Source organism: Larsenimonas salina, assembly GCF_023736155.1.
GTDB classification, from domain to species: domain Bacteria; phylum Pseudomonadota; class Gammaproteobacteria; order Pseudomonadales; family Halomonadaceae; genus Larsenimonas; species Larsenimonas salina.
The window spans coordinates 310,314-325,882 of record NZ_JAMLJJ010000004.1 but is presented as its reverse complement, the minus strand read 5'-3'; the positions used below and the strand labels follow the sequence as shown (position 1 = coordinate 325,882).

Here is a 15,569-nt window from a genome sequence, read left to right as displayed (position 1 = left end):
ATTCGCGAGATGACGGTAGTTCGTTAACCTTAGTTGGGCATCTGATGTATCGCGAACAGTAGATGCTTATGTATCGAAAATAGAGCGGGGACGACGGCATGAGTCAGTTGAATGCGCCTCGAGCGCTGGTTACCGGATGCTCAAGTGGTATCGGGCAGGCGTTGGTGAGCGCGCTATTGGACACGGGCTATGAGGTCATCGCGACGGTACGCCGTGATGAGGATAAAGCCACGCTTGAGCGTTTGGGGGCAACGGTTGTTCTGTTGGATGTAACCGATAAAGACGGCATCGACGCGCTGATCGCATCGCTTGGTGACTCGGCGGCGTCAAAGGCTCGAGGGCTCGATTTGCTGATCAACAACGCCGGATTCGGCGCCATGGGGCCGGTACTTGATTTCGAGGCAAAGGCGCTTCGAGATCAGTTCGAAACCAATGTGTTCGCCCCGATTCTACTGGCCAAGGCGTGCCTGCCTCTGCTGCGCACGGCGCGCGGCGTGATGGTCAATATAGGCAGTGTGGCGGGGGAGGTAAGCTCGCCCTATGGCGGCGTGTACTGTGCATCCAAGGCAGCGCTTCATCGGTTGAACGATGCCATGCGTATGGAGCTCGCCCCGCTCGGCGTCGATGTCATTCTGGTTCGACCAGGCGCGATCGAATCACGGTTTGGCAAGCGGGCACGTTCTGAGCTGGCCGCGCGCCAGTCCAGTCACTCGGCCTGGCAGGCCTATAAAAAAGGCATTGACCGGCGTGCGGCTTCTTCCGAGCTGTTGTCCTCGACGCCGGCCAGTACGCTTGCCGCCCGGCTGATCAAGGCACTTAAAAAGCGCCGCCGTCCCGCACTGATTCGAGTGGGCAACGGCGGTGTGCTGCTGCCACTCATGGTCGCCGTTCCTGCCCGGCTGCGAGACTGGGTGTTCCGTCGCTATTTCGGGTTGCGTTGATCCCGGTCGTTATCGTGGGTGCCGACGCCGTATTCAAACTTCCATTGCTGGGTCTGAATCTGGTGCTTGATGACCTCGATAACCTCAACCATGACTTGCTCGACCTCTCGGTTGGCGTGGGTGGAGTCTTCAATCCAGGCGTCAAAGCCGCTGCTTAGAAGCTCCTTGGCAAGCGTTCTCGATCCCGTTTGATTGATCTGGCGTACGCCGCTGTCGATCAGGCCGATAAGCGCCTGGGCAAGGCTACGTTCCAGGCCCTTGGCGATCTGATCACCCATCGGTAGTTGCCGCAACTTGGCAATATCGGGATTGGTCGAGACGCTACCTGCAATGACGGAATCGACCGCCTCCAAAATGTCATCACGATGCTTGCCGTAGCTTGTAAGGATCAAGCGGCTGGCCCGGTCGGCCAGATCGTCTACCAGGGCGTCCTTGCGGGGCAGTAAAACATCGTTGGTAATGCGCTCGACCAGCTCGCCATTGTTGGTCAGTTCATACTGCACATTGGTCAGTAGCTTGACTGCAACTCGGTCAGAGAGCTCTTCCATCAGGATCTGATAGTACTTGTGCACGAAGTTGTAGATTGGCCATTGGCGAATATCGATGGCGCCCATGCGCTGAAGGCGCACTGCCAGGCCGATGACACGCAACACACGGAGTAAACGAAAGCCGCTTACCGGGATGCACCCCAGCACGTCGTACCAGTGAATAAAGGGGTAGAAAAACCAGCGGTGGTAGCGACGCTCACGAATGGCGACCAGCCAGCCGGCCAGAACATCAAGAATCAGAAACGCGACGAAATAGAGGTCGATGGTCACAAAGTTCTGGTGCAGATAGCGCGCATTCTCTGCAAGCCAAGCCGGACCGCTATCAATTAATGAAGCGACCGGGGCCAGACCGTATAGGCTGTCGAACAGGATCAGCAGCAGGTTGAGCGCAACCACGACAATGATGAATGTATCCCACCAGGCGTGAAGTCTGTCCCGCTGAGACGTGGTTGTAGCCATGCAAGCTCCTTTCATGCGTAAACTGATCAGACGCCAGTCTAGACACGCACCGCTCTAAAGAACACCAACTATCGCGTTAAAGAGCACCAACTATCGCGTATTGGCTGGTATCAGCGAGTGATACTGCGGTGGAAGTATAGTTGCATGGAATATGAGAGGCTCTTTATGTGACAAGATCGCATTAAAAAAGGGGAGAGCTGATACTTTCAAAGAGCACAGTGTTCGCTAAAGTAAAAACAGGACGACAACAATATCCAAACATTAGCGGGATGCTTATGACAAAGGTAACCAATAGCGTGCGTTCCTCTTCGGGATCGGCCTATATCTGCCATTGGCAGACGTCGGAACAGCGGGTGTTCTGTCAAAACGAGCGCTTGAGTCTGTACCCTCGTCGCTTTTCCTCACGCATGGCGAATGAGTACAAGGATCTGCCTTCTCCGCGCAGTACGGCGCATCCGACGTCAACGCGGCGGGAGTGATAAATGGCTCTGGTCAGCCCTGAGCCAAGCCGTCATCTATAGTCGCTCGTATTTTGAGAAGATGCCCAAGGCCGTGTGAGCCTTCAGCGACTGTAAGACAGTGGATGCTCAGTCGCACAAACGATCCGGGCACGCCCCTGTGCCTTGGCCTGATAGAGCGCGCTGTCGGCGTGCTCGATCAAAATGGCAGGGTTACGCGCTGGTCGCGTGGCTTGAGCGATGCCGGCCGAGAAACTGAATCCCTCCACCATATGGCCGTTTGACGCCACTTTTTCTGACATGACTCCATCAAGAAGACTTTGGACTCTTTTGTATGCTCCCGCCATGGACTCATTGCTCATGACCAGTACGAACTCCTCACCGCCGAAGCGACAGGCCATATCCGCCGCGCCAAGGCACTGCTCGATCATGCCTGCCAGGCGCCTTAGCACTTCATCGCCCATGTCATGACCATAGGTGTCGTTCAAGGTCTTGAAGTGATCGATGTCCAGAAAGACCAGTGTCAGTGGCGACGTGTCAGAAGCAGCGCTCAGTCGAGTCGGAAGCTCGCTGTCAAGCTGACGGCGATTGTAGAGCTTGGTCAGCGGGTCCCGGTAAGCTTCCTGATGCAGGCGTTCAAGAAGCCTTAGATTCAAGACTGCAAGAATCATCGAGTTGATGCAGTCGCGGGCATACTGCTGCAGCCATTCCTGGTCGACCGCGTCCTCAAGTGGGGTGTCGAGCTCGAGTGAGCCAATACACCGCTCACCGATCATGATGTCCTCAAGCACCGTAAATGTGACGTTGATAGGTCTTTCAGGCGCCCATTCACGCTCAATGGGGTCACTCAGCTCTTCGATTGTCAGGTGAAGGACACCTTGGGTGCCCGGAAAGCAAAAGGGTATGTCGTGCGCGATGACCGAGGCGAGATCATCGAATGTCGTTGCGCCATGCATTCGTTTACTAAGCGACGTCAGTTGCTTTCGACTGAGGCCCTGGGCCTTTAGGCGCGCATTGGCCCTGCTGAGTGCCTGTTCGGCACGTTTTCTGTCTTCGATGTCATGCACGATGCAAAACATCAGCAAGTACCCCTCGATACGCACGGGACCTATATGCACCTCCACGGCGCGGTATTCGCCGTGAGCCGTGCGGTGTGTGGTCTCGAACTGCAGAATCGAGTGCAACTGTGCCTGCATGAGACGCTGTTTGACGTTGCTTTCGGGTTCCCCGCTGAGCGCCTGAATCGTCATTGTGCGAAGGGTCGAGAGGTCATGGCCGTAATAATCCGCGGCCAGTGGGTTTGCATCGTATATGGCGCCATGAACCGGGTCGATCAGCAGTTTTATGGCGTTGCCGCTTTCGAAAATGCCCTGATAAAGCGCTGCGTTTTCGGTCAAAAGATCGGTTGCGTGGCGACGTTCGTTGATGTCTTCGACAAGTACCAGATAAAGCGGCTCATTGGCCAGCGCCAGTAGATTCCATTCGATCCAGCGGTTTGAGCCTGCTGCGGTATCCAACTGATACTCGCGTCGAAACGTCACCGGAAGATACGTCTCTCTCGGAGGCGCGATGTACTCTCGCCAGTCAACGAGCAGCCGCCGAACGTCCTTGCCGTCAAGGCCATTGAACAGCCTGGCTTTTTTCAAGGGCGCCTGAGTATGAGGAAAGAGTTCGGCCATGGCGGAATTCGATTCCTGAATAGTGCCCTCTGAATCGATCAGAGCCATCCCGAGAGGGGAGGCATCGAACATGGCTTGAAGCCGCCCTTGCGTTTGTTCGAGTTGCCACTCCTGCTCTTTTCGTTGATCGATGATAGTGATCGTACCGACCACACGAAGCGGTTGGTGTTGGTCATCGTGCTCCATGGCCTGGCCATGAGCTTCAACCCATACCCAGTGGCCATGGGCATCGAGAAGCCGGTATTCGTGGTGAATTGCAGGTGCGCCATCATAGAGGTGTCTATGGCAGACCTGCTTCAGGCCGGGGAGGTCGTCAGGATGCACCTGTGCCCATATATGCTCGGCCGGTCCGTTTAGAATTTCCAGATTGGTATGGCCCAGCATGCGGTGGGTTTGAGGCGAGTGATAGGCGTCGTTTTTCAAAACGTCGTAGTCCCATACACCGGTTTTCGACCCATTAAGGGCGTATTGCCAGCGTTGCTCCGTATGGGCGAGCGTCTGCTTGGCTTGAGCCAGTTGGCTATATGGTTGCTTGAGACTTGCAAGAAAGGTGGCCCGAAAGACCAGAGCGTAAGCAATCAGCTTATAGACATGGCCGATGAGGCTGTAACCGTCGTAGGAGGATGCATAAAGCGTGAAACAGATTTCCGAAAGCCCTGTGATCCAGGCCGCTGCCGCAAGCTGATGAGTATCGACAAAGCTCGCTAACTGGCGATTGACGTAAAGAAGGGCGCCAGCACACAGGCTTGCCACCACGAAGGCCCACTCGACCAGAATCTTGGGGGTCGTCAGGCCATTGCCGTTTTCGTAAAGCACCGGCAAGGCCGTGTCTTGCATGATGATGAGACAGGTCGTCATGAAAAAGAGCGCGCCGAAACCGCAGCCATACCAACGGCTTCGCGCAGGCCACAGGGCCGAGCCCGCAAATCCCGCGATCAAGAGCGCACCTACCGAGCAGAATCGACCAAGTATCCAGTAGCGTAGCGTTAAATCCATCGAGGCCGGCTGACCCAGAAAGGCGGGCATACCGGGGAAGGTCAACGTGTGCAAGAGGTCGAACAGTGCAGAAAGACCATAAAGCGTTGCCATCAGGACGATTGCCCTGGGAATCTGTCGCTGATAGCCCATGATTAGGGCGCCCACTGCCATCAGTGCCAAGATAATAGAGGCCATTTCAACCAGCGTATGAAGGCTCAGGTAGTGCATCGGTCGCCAGGCAGCATAACTCGAAGAAATCTGGCTATACCCAAGCAGCGCCGCCAAAAGACCCAGTGTGAGCAGGGTATAGCGGTCATTTAAAAAAAATCGTCGGAAACTGAATGTGTGTAGATGGCCGATCAAGTGCATGCCTAAAGCCCTGGTCGTATGGGATCAGATGATTGTAATCTAAATTAACCTATTGTTGCTTAGTGAAAGCGCTGCATTGGCCCTTTCCTAGGATGACGACGAAGAGCGACACCACTGTGTGCGTCGTTTGCGCTGATAAACCAGCCCAAGGCTTGCCGATCTCACCAGCATGAACATCGTAAAGGAAAGCCAGAGGCCGGCATTGTCGAGCGGGCGGGTCATCAGCCAGCACAGAAGATAGATGGCAAGCGACATCACCATAGTGTCGCGCATGGCGCGAGTTTGGATAGCGCCGATGAAAATGCCGTCCAGCAAATAGCTCCATACCGCCACAATAGGCAGGACGACCACCCATGGTAGATACGTGGCGGCATAACCGCGAACCTCGTCGATGTCGGTTAGAAGCCCGATCAGCTCATTCCCAAACCCCAAGAAGGCCAGCGAGGCCGTGACCGCCGTCAGCAGCGAGAACAGCGTGCAGGCGCGCACGTCGCGACCGAACGCCTGCCAGTCGTTGGCGCCGACAGCCTTTCCGGTCAGAGCCTCCGCTGCGTTGGCAAACCCATCCAGTCCGTAGGACGTCATCATGACCAGCTGCATCAATACCGCGTTGGCCGCAAGCGTCACCGTATCCATGCGGGCGCCCTGCGCGGTGAAAAAAGCCATCGCGAACAATAGGCACAAGGTGCGTACGAACAGATGGTGATTGACTCGAAAGAGTTCGCCATAAGCACGCCATCGAAACAGACGCTCCGGCTGCCAGTGCCCGCCTACCGAGGCAAGCTGGCGCGCGACCAGCAAGAGCCCGAGCGTGCAGGCCGAATAATCGGCAATGACGGTGGCGGTGGCAACGCCATCGCTCTTGAGGCCAAAACCAAGCACGAACCACAGATCCAGCACGATATTGATCGTATTGCTGGTGACCATTAAAAGCAGGGTGACGCGGCTGTTCTGCTGCCCTAAAAACCAGCCGATGATGGCGTAATTGGCAAGGACTGCCGGCGCCGAGAGGATTCGAATATGGGCGTAGCTGGCGGCGAGTGCTTGAGTGTCGGATGACCCTTGAAGCAGCCAGAGCCCGAACTCGATCAAAGGCGTTGAAAATGCGATCAGGGCCAGGCCGATCCCAAGGGCCATGAGCAGCGATTGCCCGATAAGATGCCGCACGGCGCTTGAATCCTCGCGCCCAACCGCTTGTGACGTCAGTCCGGTCGTTCCCATTCTTAAAAAGCCAAAGCCCCAGAACAGAAAACTGAAAAGCGTCGCCCCAAGAGTGACCGCAGCCAGATAGCGCGCATCGCTCAAGTGACCGACCACTGCCGTGTCGACCAGGCCCAGCAAGGGCACCGTGATATTGGAAAGAATGATCGGCCATGAAAGCCGCCACACCTTGGCGAAAGCGTTCGGTGATGTCGAGAGCATCAGAATGTCCAGCGTAGTAAAAGCGAAAGCCGAAAGGGCCGAGCGAGCAAAGGGCCGGCAACAATAAAGAAATGGTACGTCATTATCGGACCGAACGGTCTACGCTTTTGTTTTTTCATGAGAAACCCATCGAAGCGAGGCAGTGTGATGTGGTTTTCCTTCGAGCCGAGCCTTCGGCTCCGTTTTTGGACTAGGTAATGCAACAACGAACAATCAGGACACGCGCACGTCACGCCATCTTCTGGCTGAGCGCACTCGAGGCCGGCATGGTGATGACAGCGCCAGCGCAGGCGGCAGTAACCGATCTGGATTACATCGACCCCGGTATTCAGGAGCCTTCTGCGCCACATACGCTGTATGAAAGTAATTCAGGGGTTCGGCTTTATGGCGGGTTCAAGGCGTTTGCGTTTGGCGCTGCGACCAAAAACGCCAATTTCGGCGCCACACGCTCGATCGGAGGCTCGCCTACACGGCAAAATCCCGGCTGGTGGGAGGCCACGGCGATGCCCACGCTTCGCTTTGAACTCGATACGGGGCGGAGCAAGGTGTTCGCAGGGCTGACCGCGGTCACCAGCATGACCCGGGGCAACCGGTACGGCGATGCGTCGGGGGCGACGCCTGATCATCCCGAAAATGCCCGGATCGATCGCGCCTACGTCGGTTGGCAAAGCGGTACGCTGTTTGATGCGCTGGACGACGACGCCATTACGCTGTCACTCGGCCGACAGCAGTTCATGTTTGGCGAGGGCTTTTTGATCGGGGATGGATTCACCGACACTGGAAAATATGGCGGCTACTACATCGGCGCAAGCCAAGGGTTCAAGAATGCGGCTGTGGCCTCATTTGACTCGGGCGGCGTTCATGCCGACCTGTTTCGCCTTGAGGCCGACAAGTACAAGCAGGGCGGCCCGAACGTTGAAACAACCCTCAATGGCATCAATGCGTCCTATACGTTTGCCGAGCGCGCCAAGCTGGGCGGTGCCTATCTGAAGATCGAAGACAGCGACACACAGAGCCGCGACGGCATGGCGGTCTGGAACGTACGGCTCAAGGGCAGGCCTCTTGAACGCCTGCCAGGCTGGGCGCTCGGGGGGCAGTACGTGCACGAGCGCAACGATGCCCAAAATCTCAGCGAGCACGCCTGGTATCTCCAAAGCACCTACACCTTTACCGAAACGCCCTGGCGGCCCGAACTGGCCTATCGCTACGCTGAGTTCAGCCCACGCTACGATACATTGTTCTACGAATTTGCAGGCGGTTGGGGTAACTGGTTCATGGGGGAGGTCGTCGGCGAATACATGCTGTTCAACAGCAACTTGAAGGTCGATATGCTGAAAGCCTCGATCGCCCCGAGAGACGATCTTGAAACGGGGCTTCTAGCCTATCGCTTTCGCCTCGATGATGCAGACGTTGCCGGGGCTGGCAGCGACGAGTTTGCAAAGGAGCTGGATGTTTACGCCAACTGGCGCGTCAGTGAGCGCCTGACGCTCTTGGGTATCTACGGTGTCGCCTTGCCCGATGAGGGCGCCGAAGACATTTTCGGACGTGATGAGCCATCCCAGATTGTCGAAGTGCTGGCGACCTACGAATTTTGAACGGCGGCGCCTACGCCGTGAATCACACGACGCACAACGAAAACGGCCACCTCAGGGTGGCCGTTTTTTTATACGCGAAGCAGAGCGGCTGTTAGCCGGCGGCCACGATGCGCTGATACTTTTCCATCAGGGCGTCTCGGGTTTCCTCGCGCTCGGGGTCGAGTGGAATACAGTCGACCGGGCACACTTGCTGGCACTGAGGCTCATCGAAATGCCCCACGCACTCGGTGCAAAGGCTCGGGTCGATGACATAGATTTCTTCCCCCGGAGAGATCGCCCCGTTAGGGCATTCCGGTTCGCAAACGTCACAGTTGATGCACTCATCGGTGATCATCAAGGACATGACTGAGTACCTCGTGGTCAGGCGGCCATGGGGCCGCCGGGTGTCAAATGGGGTCAGTGAAAATGTTGCTGAAGCGCGCTGGCGACACTTGGGTGCACCATGGCCGTGACATCGCCCCCAAGCCGTGCGATTTCGCGCACAATCGTCGACGAAATGTAGGAGTTCTGAACTTCCGGCGTCAAAAACAGGCTCTCGATGTGCGGTGCCTGTGCACGGTTCATGTTGGCAAGCTGAAGTTCGTATTCAAAATCCGAAACTGCCCGCAAGCCACGCAAAATGATTCGGCCGTGATGCTGTTCGATCAGTTCGGTCAGCAGGCAGCTGAACCCGACGACTTCGACGTTATCCAGGCTTTCAAGCACATTTCGCGCAAGTGTGACGCGCGTATCGAGTTCCAGTGCCGGTTTCTTGCCTGGGCTTGCCGCAACAGCCACCACGATCTTGTCGAACAGGCGCGCTGCCCGTTCGATCAAATCCGTATGGCCGTTGGTAATGGGATCGAAGGTCCCGGGGTAGACTGCAATGTTCATGCCTTGCCTCATTGCGGTACCGATCCTGGCATCCTGATGCATCCTAGACGAAAGAAAGGGGCGCGAGCCATTTATTCGCCATCCAATCGACCGAACGGGTTGTTCGCTTTCAGTGATACCGGGCGTGCATAACCGGGGATATCGAGTGCGTCATCACGCATCTCGAGTTCGTGACCATCCAGCACGCCTTCACCGAATCGATAGCAGGGCTCGAAGTGACCTTGTTGCGCGCGCGTCTCGTAGTTGGCCGCATCGGCAAGCCGCTCATCGCGCCGATGGCGCCATTGTGTCATGGCCTTCTCGCCGTGGCGCTTGGCGAGAAGTCGCTCGGTGACCTCGGGTGACAGAATCGGTGCAGTAGCGTTATTGCCCCCGAAGCCCTTGGCATTGACGAAGCTCACATCAGCCTCAATTGGGCGGGTCGAGAAAGAAAAGGCCAACCGGTCGGCGACCACGTCGTCGGCGATCGCATCGATCGATTCGATGCCGGGCATCAGTCCGTACTCGAACGTGCCGAGGGCGCTTGCGATCTGATCGCCCGGCGCGCTGCCCTGAGAGTGTCCGATAAACGATTTAATTGCGGCCACCGGCCACTGCTCAATGCCGAACGCGCGCGCTACGGTATCAAACACGTGGGACTCGGTGATGCGATTTTTGGGGGTGCTCGTGCCGTGCGCGTGGAGATAACTGCGCTGGCGAATCGCGGTATCACCGAGAATGTCTCGGGCGAGGCTGACGCTTTTACCGAGCGTGACGTAATTGCCGATGCCGGGGGCGGAAATCGAGCGCTTCCAGCCGTCGGCATTGACGAACACATCCGGCACGGATCCAAGAATCTGGGCGCCTAATTCAAGCGCAAGTCCATCATCCATCAGCAGAATGAACTGAGACGATTCGGCGATGGTAAAGCCGCAGTTGAGGGCGAACGGGCGCGATGCGCGCTGGTAGTCCTCATCGGTAAGAAGCTCCAGCGCATCCAGTGCCTTGAGGCTTGCATCGTCGGCCAGCGCACTCATCACGCGAAAGCCTTCGACCACTTCAGGCGTGATGGGGGCGTCGGAGGTGCCTACCATGACCACTCGTCGGCGGCCGTGCTTGATGTCTTCGGTGGCCAGGCGCAGGTTATAAAGAAACGTCGCGCAGGCGCCCAGCATACCGCCGGTTGCGCCGACACTTCCAAGCACATAGGCATTGAGGAAGTCGGCCGGCATCTGGCCGTAACCAAGCGGCATCTGCTTGGACGTGGCACGTTGGCCGGTGACAAAGCTTTGCAGCAGGCCACCCCAACCGTTTTGGTCGAGCTGTCCGATGGAGTTGCTGGCGTAGACGGCCACCTCGTCCGGGTCGAGCCGGTCGATAATGGTCTGCCACTCGAAGCCGCTCTGGCCGAGGCAGTCCGAGGCACCAAAAATGGTCATGGCAAGCCCACGCGGGTGATGCACGCTTCGATAGAACGCGCTCGGCTCGAACCCGGTCGGCAGTTGACCGGCACTTTTGACCAGAGCGTCGCGGTTCTCGGGCAACAGCAGATCCAGTGGCCCGGCAGGCACCGTCACTTCGACCTTTCGCTTGTCGATGTCGCGAACATCCCAGTGCGCTGGCGGCGGGTCGGGCAGTTGGCGCCGGCTGAGCATGAACGTCAGAGGGGTCTCAAGCGACAGCTGCGCCTTCTTGTTGGCCGCAATCCCATGGTCACCGAACTGCGGATCTTCGATCCGGCGGATGTTGGTATGCGCAAGAATCCAGTCGCGATGACGTGCAATCATCGTCTCTTGATCCATGGAAGAGCCATCGGCATCGATCCATTGGCCATCCTCGAAGGACGCACGCGCCATGAGCGTGGCAAGGCCCGTCAGCGTATAGCGCTTTTCCGCATCGGGGAGCGCGTCTAACACCGTACGTTTGTAGGATTGATGGCTCGAGGTTCTGCCGGCAGCGTTGATGCCGCCCATGCCGACGATCACCGGTAACTGTGACAAGCCGCGTCCCTCGTAAAACGTTCATATCGACGATCGCCCGTGCAGTCATCATGCTGTCATGGGCGTACAATCCTGCGATGATAGCATCGCACGCACGCTCGCGTCATGCTGAGCCGAGGCTTAAGAAACGCCTGGGCTGCCAGGACTTGCCCATCCGGCGTATCATGCGAATTTTGCTGGTTTGGACCCAAGGCAATGAAGGCAGATTCTTCCCCCATTTTCACCAATCAGACAGGCGTTCACGACAAGCTTCAGGCGCGTGTGTCCAGAGCTCTGGGCGCGCATTGGCAGCGCCCGATCGCTGCACATTCCCAGACCGCATTCGATGACGTAGCCGAGTCGATCTCAAGCGCCCAGGCGCCTCTGATTCTGGATTCCGGCTGCGGCGTCGGCGTCTCCACCCGAAAACTTGCCGAGCGATTTCCGGATCACTGGGTGATCGGCATTGACCGCAGCGCTGATCGATTAAGCCGCGACCACGGTCCGGTGCCGGACAACGCCCGGCTGGTCCGGGCCGATCTGGTGGATATCTGGCGCCTGGCGCTGGCTGCCCGGTGGCAACCGACACACCATTTTCTGCTCTACCCCAATCCGTATCCGAAAGCGCGCCACTTGAAGATGCGCTGGCATGGCCACCCGGTTTTCCCGGCCCTGGTGGGTCTCGGTGGGCGGCTCGAGCTGCGCTCGAACTGGCAGCTCTATGTCACGGAGTTCGCGCAGGCACTGACGCTTGCCAATGCCTCTGTGTCCCCTGATGTTGCTGCGTTTTCGCCCGGTGGTGCGTACCTGACGCCGTTCGAGCGTAAATACGACCTGAGTGGTCAGACCCTGTGGCGACTTCACGCCGATTTAACGTTCGACATAAGCCTTCTGCCTTAGTCTTCTAATAGAACCTTCTGTCCTTCTTCTGAATCGATCAGTAAGCTGTCGCGGTGAACATACGCAGGGAGCTCAATCATGCAGGGACGCAGTAACGCAGTACGCTGGGTAGGCGCGGTACTCTTGACCGTAGCACCGGTGATCGCTCAGGCCGCCGGCTTCGACGCCGTCAAGGCATTGGGCGAGAAGGGATTTAATGTCAGCGCAAGCGCCGAACTTCTGGACACGAACACCTCGCTGGGCTCGGTGGCGCCAAGAACCCTACTGACGCCGGCCTCGGTCAGCAAGCTCTACACCTCCGCCGCAGCGCTTGATCGGTTCGGTCCTCAGAAGCGCTTCACCACTCGGCTGGTCACCAATGGCGTTATCGAGCAGGGCGTGGTGCGCGGTGATCTGATCCTCGAAGGCGATGGCGACCCGGGGCTGACGTCAAACGATTACTGGATGCTGGTGCAGGGGCTCAAGCAGCTCGGGATCAAGCGTGTTCGTGGCAATCTGTTGGTCAGTCAATGGCAGTTTGGGCCGGTGCCGTGTGTGAGCACCGATCGCTGCCGAGCCAGAACGTCCTCGCGCCATGCCTACGATGCGCTGCTTTCCTCCGCCGCGGTCGATTTCGCCAACTGGTGCGTTCGGGTCTATCCGGGGGCCGAGGTCGGGGACCCGGCCCGCATCAGCGGTTGTTTCGGCGTCAAACCCCTGCCTCGAGTCGACAGCAGCATCACCACCGTCCGTGCGAGTGGCGCAACGTCGGTCTCCGGACAGCGAGTTACCACCGGCTCGATCGATACGCTGAACCTGAAAGGACAGATCGCGGCCGATTCCTACCCGCGAAACGTCTACCGGGCCAGCGCCGACCCCGCGCAGCAAAGTCTCTATACGCTGTCGGATCTGCTCGAGCAGGCCGGCATCAAGGTCGGTGGCGACGGCTCGGTGACGTCCAGCCGGCCGGGGCCGCAGGCCAAGGTACTGGCGTCCGTCGACGGGCCGACCATGCAGGAGCTCCTGCTTCGTATGATGAATTACTCCAACAACTTCATGGCCGATACGCTGGCGCTCAATCTTTCTGCAATCAAGCCGGCAACGCTTGCCAACGCAAGCACTGCGCTTGAGCGCTTTACCGCGACCATCCCGGATCACGGGCCGGTGACGCTACTGAGCGGCAGCGGGCTGACTCCTCAGAACAAGACGTCTGCCCACGGTGTGGTGGCGCTCTTGGACGCGATGTATCACCGCCCGGCGCTGTTTCCAGTGTTCGTGGCCGGCATGCAAACCCCGGTCAACGGCCCGATGCGCTTTATCCGGCGCGGCAGCGACAGCTTTCAGAATAACGTCATGATCAAGACCGGAACGCTTAACGAGCCGGTGCCCGTGCGCGCCATCGGTGGCTATTTCCGGACCAAGAGTGGCCGCTGGGGGGCGTTTTCCGTGCTGGTCAACGGGCGGGCGGCTCAGCCTTACCTGCAGTGGAAGACCGTGCTCGAGGCGGTTTCGAAAGATCTAACCCCAATGATCGAGCAAAACTGAGGCCTACGCCCCAAAAAAACCCGCCGATTGGCGGGTTTTTTTGAAGTGCTTGTCAGGCGTTTTTTCGTCCCCACTTATCGACCACTGCGGCACCTACCACATCACCGGTGACGTTCAGCGCCGTGCGGGTCATATCGAAGATGCGGTCGAGCGCGATCAGAAGCGGGAGGCCTTCGGTCGGAATACCGGCCGCGATCAATACCGCCACCACCAGAAAGGAGGGGCCGGGGACGCCCGCTTGACCGATGGCACCGATCGTTGCGGTAAAGATAATCGCACCGTACGCGCCAAGGCTTAGATCAACGCCGAAGACCTGGGCAAAAAATACCGCTGCGAGGCCGTAATAGATCGCGTTGCCGGCCATGTTGATGGTGGCCCCCAGTGGCAAAACGAATGAGCAGGTTTCATTGGAAAGCCCCAGCTCCTTCTCGGCCACTTCCATATTGATCGGCAGCGTGGCCATGCTGGAGGCGGTGGAAAGCGCAACGATCTGAGGCTTTTTCATCCGGCTGAAAAAGACCTTGAGCGACAGATCCGAGCAAAAGCGCACGATAAGCGGATACACCACCAGCCCGAAGATCAAAAGACCGACAAAATAGACTCCGACCAGTCGACTGACCGATTCGAGCACACCGAAGCCGAAGGTGCCTACGGCGTCGGCCATCAGGCCGAACACTCCGATGGGTGCTAGATACATCACGACCTTGATCATCCAGATAAACGCGTCCATGACCGTCTGCAGGCCATTGAGCAGGGGCGCGACGCGGGTCTTGTCCACGCGCGTCAGCGCAAGGCCAAAGAACATGCAAAACACCAGAATCTGCAGGATGTTGGCCTGACTCAAGGCCGCAAAGATGTTGGTGGGCACCATGCCAAGGATCGTGTCCCAAAACCCTGGCACGTTGCCTTTATCGGCGTACTCGTTGGACAGGCTTTGGCTTAGATCGACTCCGACGCCTGGATGAAGCAATTCGCCCAGAAGCAAGGCAAGGCCGACCGCGATGGCGCTGCTTACCAGAAAGAAGCAGAGCGTCAGCGCGCCCATGCGACCGGCCGATGAGCTGTTGCCGAGGCCTGCCGCGCCGGAAATGATCGCGACCGCGATCAGCGGAACGACCAGCATGGTGATCAGGTGAATGAACAAATCCCCGAGCGGTGCGAACATCGAAGCGTCTTTACCGAGCGCGATGCCGGTCAGCACCCCGATGATCATCGCAATGACCACCTGCAGGCCGGTGTTTTTCAAAAGTCGTACTGCCATGAAGCATCCTTATCGTTTTAGGGCGCATCTGGGCAGTCCACCCAGAGCAAGGGCAGCATTATGTGAGAAATGGGAGTAGGGGAAAAGTCATGAGAAGGGCGAGGCGGGCGCCTCGCCCGAGACATCACTGAACGGGCAGGGTGACCATCTTGCCCTTGAGCGCGACGCCCGCCACGACGTTACCGGCATGGCATTCGTACTTGTTGTCGTCGACGTATTCCTGCTTGTTGTAATAGCTGCTGATGTTGGTAACGGCGTTGGCGCCGACAAAGCGCGCCCGCTCCTGCAAATCGATCAAGGCCGAGAGCGCCACCCAGCGGCAGGCTTCCTCATCGGTCTTGGTGACGGAGCTGGTCTTGCGGTCGACGTAGTAGCCGTTGTGGCGTGCCTCGACTTCAGGATGGACCTGGTTGCCGAAGTAGAGCCTGATGGACGGGTCGAGTTTTTCCCGCGCCTGCGGCAGTGAAAGCACATCCTTGAACGGCAGATAATAGGTCGTGTCACGCGCTTGTGCGGGGGTGGTCACCATCAGTCCTGCAAGTGCCAGGCCCATCAGCGAGCCTGTCAGTGTTCGGTATCGCATCGTGCGTATCCTCTCCTTGGT

12 protein-coding genes are annotated in these 15,569 nt (G+C 58.0%); 4 read left to right on the top strand and 8 right to left on the bottom strand.

Translation table 11 applies throughout. From position 1 onward, the window contains the following. Window positions 1–98 precede the first annotated feature (98 nt). Window positions 99–941, top strand: a complete 843-nt coding sequence (locus NAT23_RS10430; protein WP_251928044.1) for an SDR family NAD(P)-dependent oxidoreductase — start codon at window positions 99–101, stop codon at window positions 939–941. Here the strand turns inward: NAT23_RS10430 and NAT23_RS10425 are convergent. The 3 genes from NAT23_RS10425 to NAT23_RS10415 form a co-directional block, all read right to left on the bottom strand. Then, a complete protein-coding gene (locus NAT23_RS10425) occupies window positions 923–1,948 on the bottom strand; it encodes an ion transporter (protein ID WP_251928042.1) in 1,026 nt (341 codons plus the stop codon). The two genes, NAT23_RS10430 and NAT23_RS10425, sit on opposite strands and share 19 nt — an antisense overlap. A 562-nt stretch (window positions 1,949–2,510) precedes the next feature. After that, on the bottom strand, window positions 2,511–5,432 hold the full coding sequence (locus tag NAT23_RS10420; RefSeq protein ID WP_251928040.1) for an MASE3 domain-containing protein: 2,922 nt from the start codon (window positions 5,430–5,432) through the stop codon (window positions 2,511–2,513). Between the two features lie 87 nt (window positions 5,433–5,519). Continuing rightward, on the bottom strand, window positions 5,520–6,854 hold the full coding sequence (locus NAT23_RS10415) for an MATE family efflux transporter (protein ID WP_251928038.1): 1,335 nt from the start codon (window positions 6,852–6,854) through the stop codon (window positions 5,520–5,522). A gap of 197 nt (window positions 6,855–7,051) precedes the next feature. Here NAT23_RS10415 and NAT23_RS10410 point away from each other — a divergent pair, with 197 nt between their 5' ends. Further along, window positions 7,052–8,449 (top strand): alginate export family protein, encoded by a 1,398-nt coding sequence (locus NAT23_RS10410; protein WP_251928036.1) that lies wholly within the window; start codon window positions 7,052–7,054, stop codon window positions 8,447–8,449. A gap of 91 nt (window positions 8,450–8,540) precedes the next feature. On the opposite strand, the gene NAT23_RS10405 is transcribed toward NAT23_RS10410, so the two are convergent. The 3 genes from NAT23_RS10405 to NAT23_RS10395 form a co-directional block, all read right to left on the bottom strand. Next, on the bottom strand, window positions 8,541–8,792 hold the full coding sequence (locus NAT23_RS10405) for a YfhL family 4Fe-4S dicluster ferredoxin (protein ID WP_251594190.1): 252 nt from the start codon (window positions 8,790–8,792) through the stop codon (window positions 8,541–8,543). A 53-nt stretch (window positions 8,793–8,845) separates the two neighbouring features. After that, complete coding sequence (gene coaD, locus NAT23_RS10400) at window positions 8,846–9,322, bottom strand: pantetheine-phosphate adenylyltransferase (RefSeq protein ID WP_251928034.1); 477 nt, start codon at window positions 9,320–9,322, stop codon at window positions 8,846–8,848. A gap of 71 nt (window positions 9,323–9,393) precedes the next feature. Beyond that, window positions 9,394–11,274: a beta-ketoacyl synthase gene (locus NAT23_RS10395; RefSeq protein WP_251928118.1), complete on the bottom strand. Its 1,881-nt coding sequence runs from the start codon at window positions 11,272–11,274 to the stop codon at window positions 9,394–9,396. 222 nt (window positions 11,275–11,496) lie between these two features. Here NAT23_RS10395 and trmB point away from each other — a divergent pair, with 222 nt between their 5' ends. Then, the gene (gene trmB / locus NAT23_RS10390; RefSeq protein WP_251928033.1) at window positions 11,497–12,180 is read left to right on the top strand and encodes a tRNA (guanine(46)-N(7))-methyltransferase TrmB; all 684 of its coding nucleotides are present in this window, start codon (window positions 11,497–11,499) and stop codon (window positions 12,178–12,180) included. A gap of 78 nt (window positions 12,181–12,258) precedes the next feature. Further along, window positions 12,259–13,704: a D-alanyl-D-alanine carboxypeptidase/D-alanyl-D-alanine endopeptidase gene (gene dacB, locus NAT23_RS10385; protein ID WP_251928032.1), complete on the top strand. Its 1,446-nt coding sequence runs from the start codon at window positions 12,259–12,261 to the stop codon at window positions 13,702–13,704. A gap of 52 nt (window positions 13,705–13,756) precedes the next feature. On the opposite strand, the gene NAT23_RS10380 is transcribed toward dacB, so the two are convergent. Beyond that, window positions 13,757–14,965, bottom strand: a complete 1,209-nt coding sequence (locus NAT23_RS10380) for a dicarboxylate/amino acid:cation symporter (RefSeq protein ID WP_251928031.1) — start codon at window positions 14,963–14,965, stop codon at window positions 13,757–13,759. A 124-nt stretch (window positions 14,966–15,089) separates the two neighbouring features. Beyond that, window positions 15,090–15,548 (bottom strand): excinuclease ATPase subunit, encoded by a 459-nt coding sequence (locus NAT23_RS10375; protein ID WP_251928030.1) that lies wholly within the window; start codon window positions 15,546–15,548, stop codon window positions 15,090–15,092. Between the last annotated feature and the right edge of the window lie 21 nt (window positions 15,549–15,569).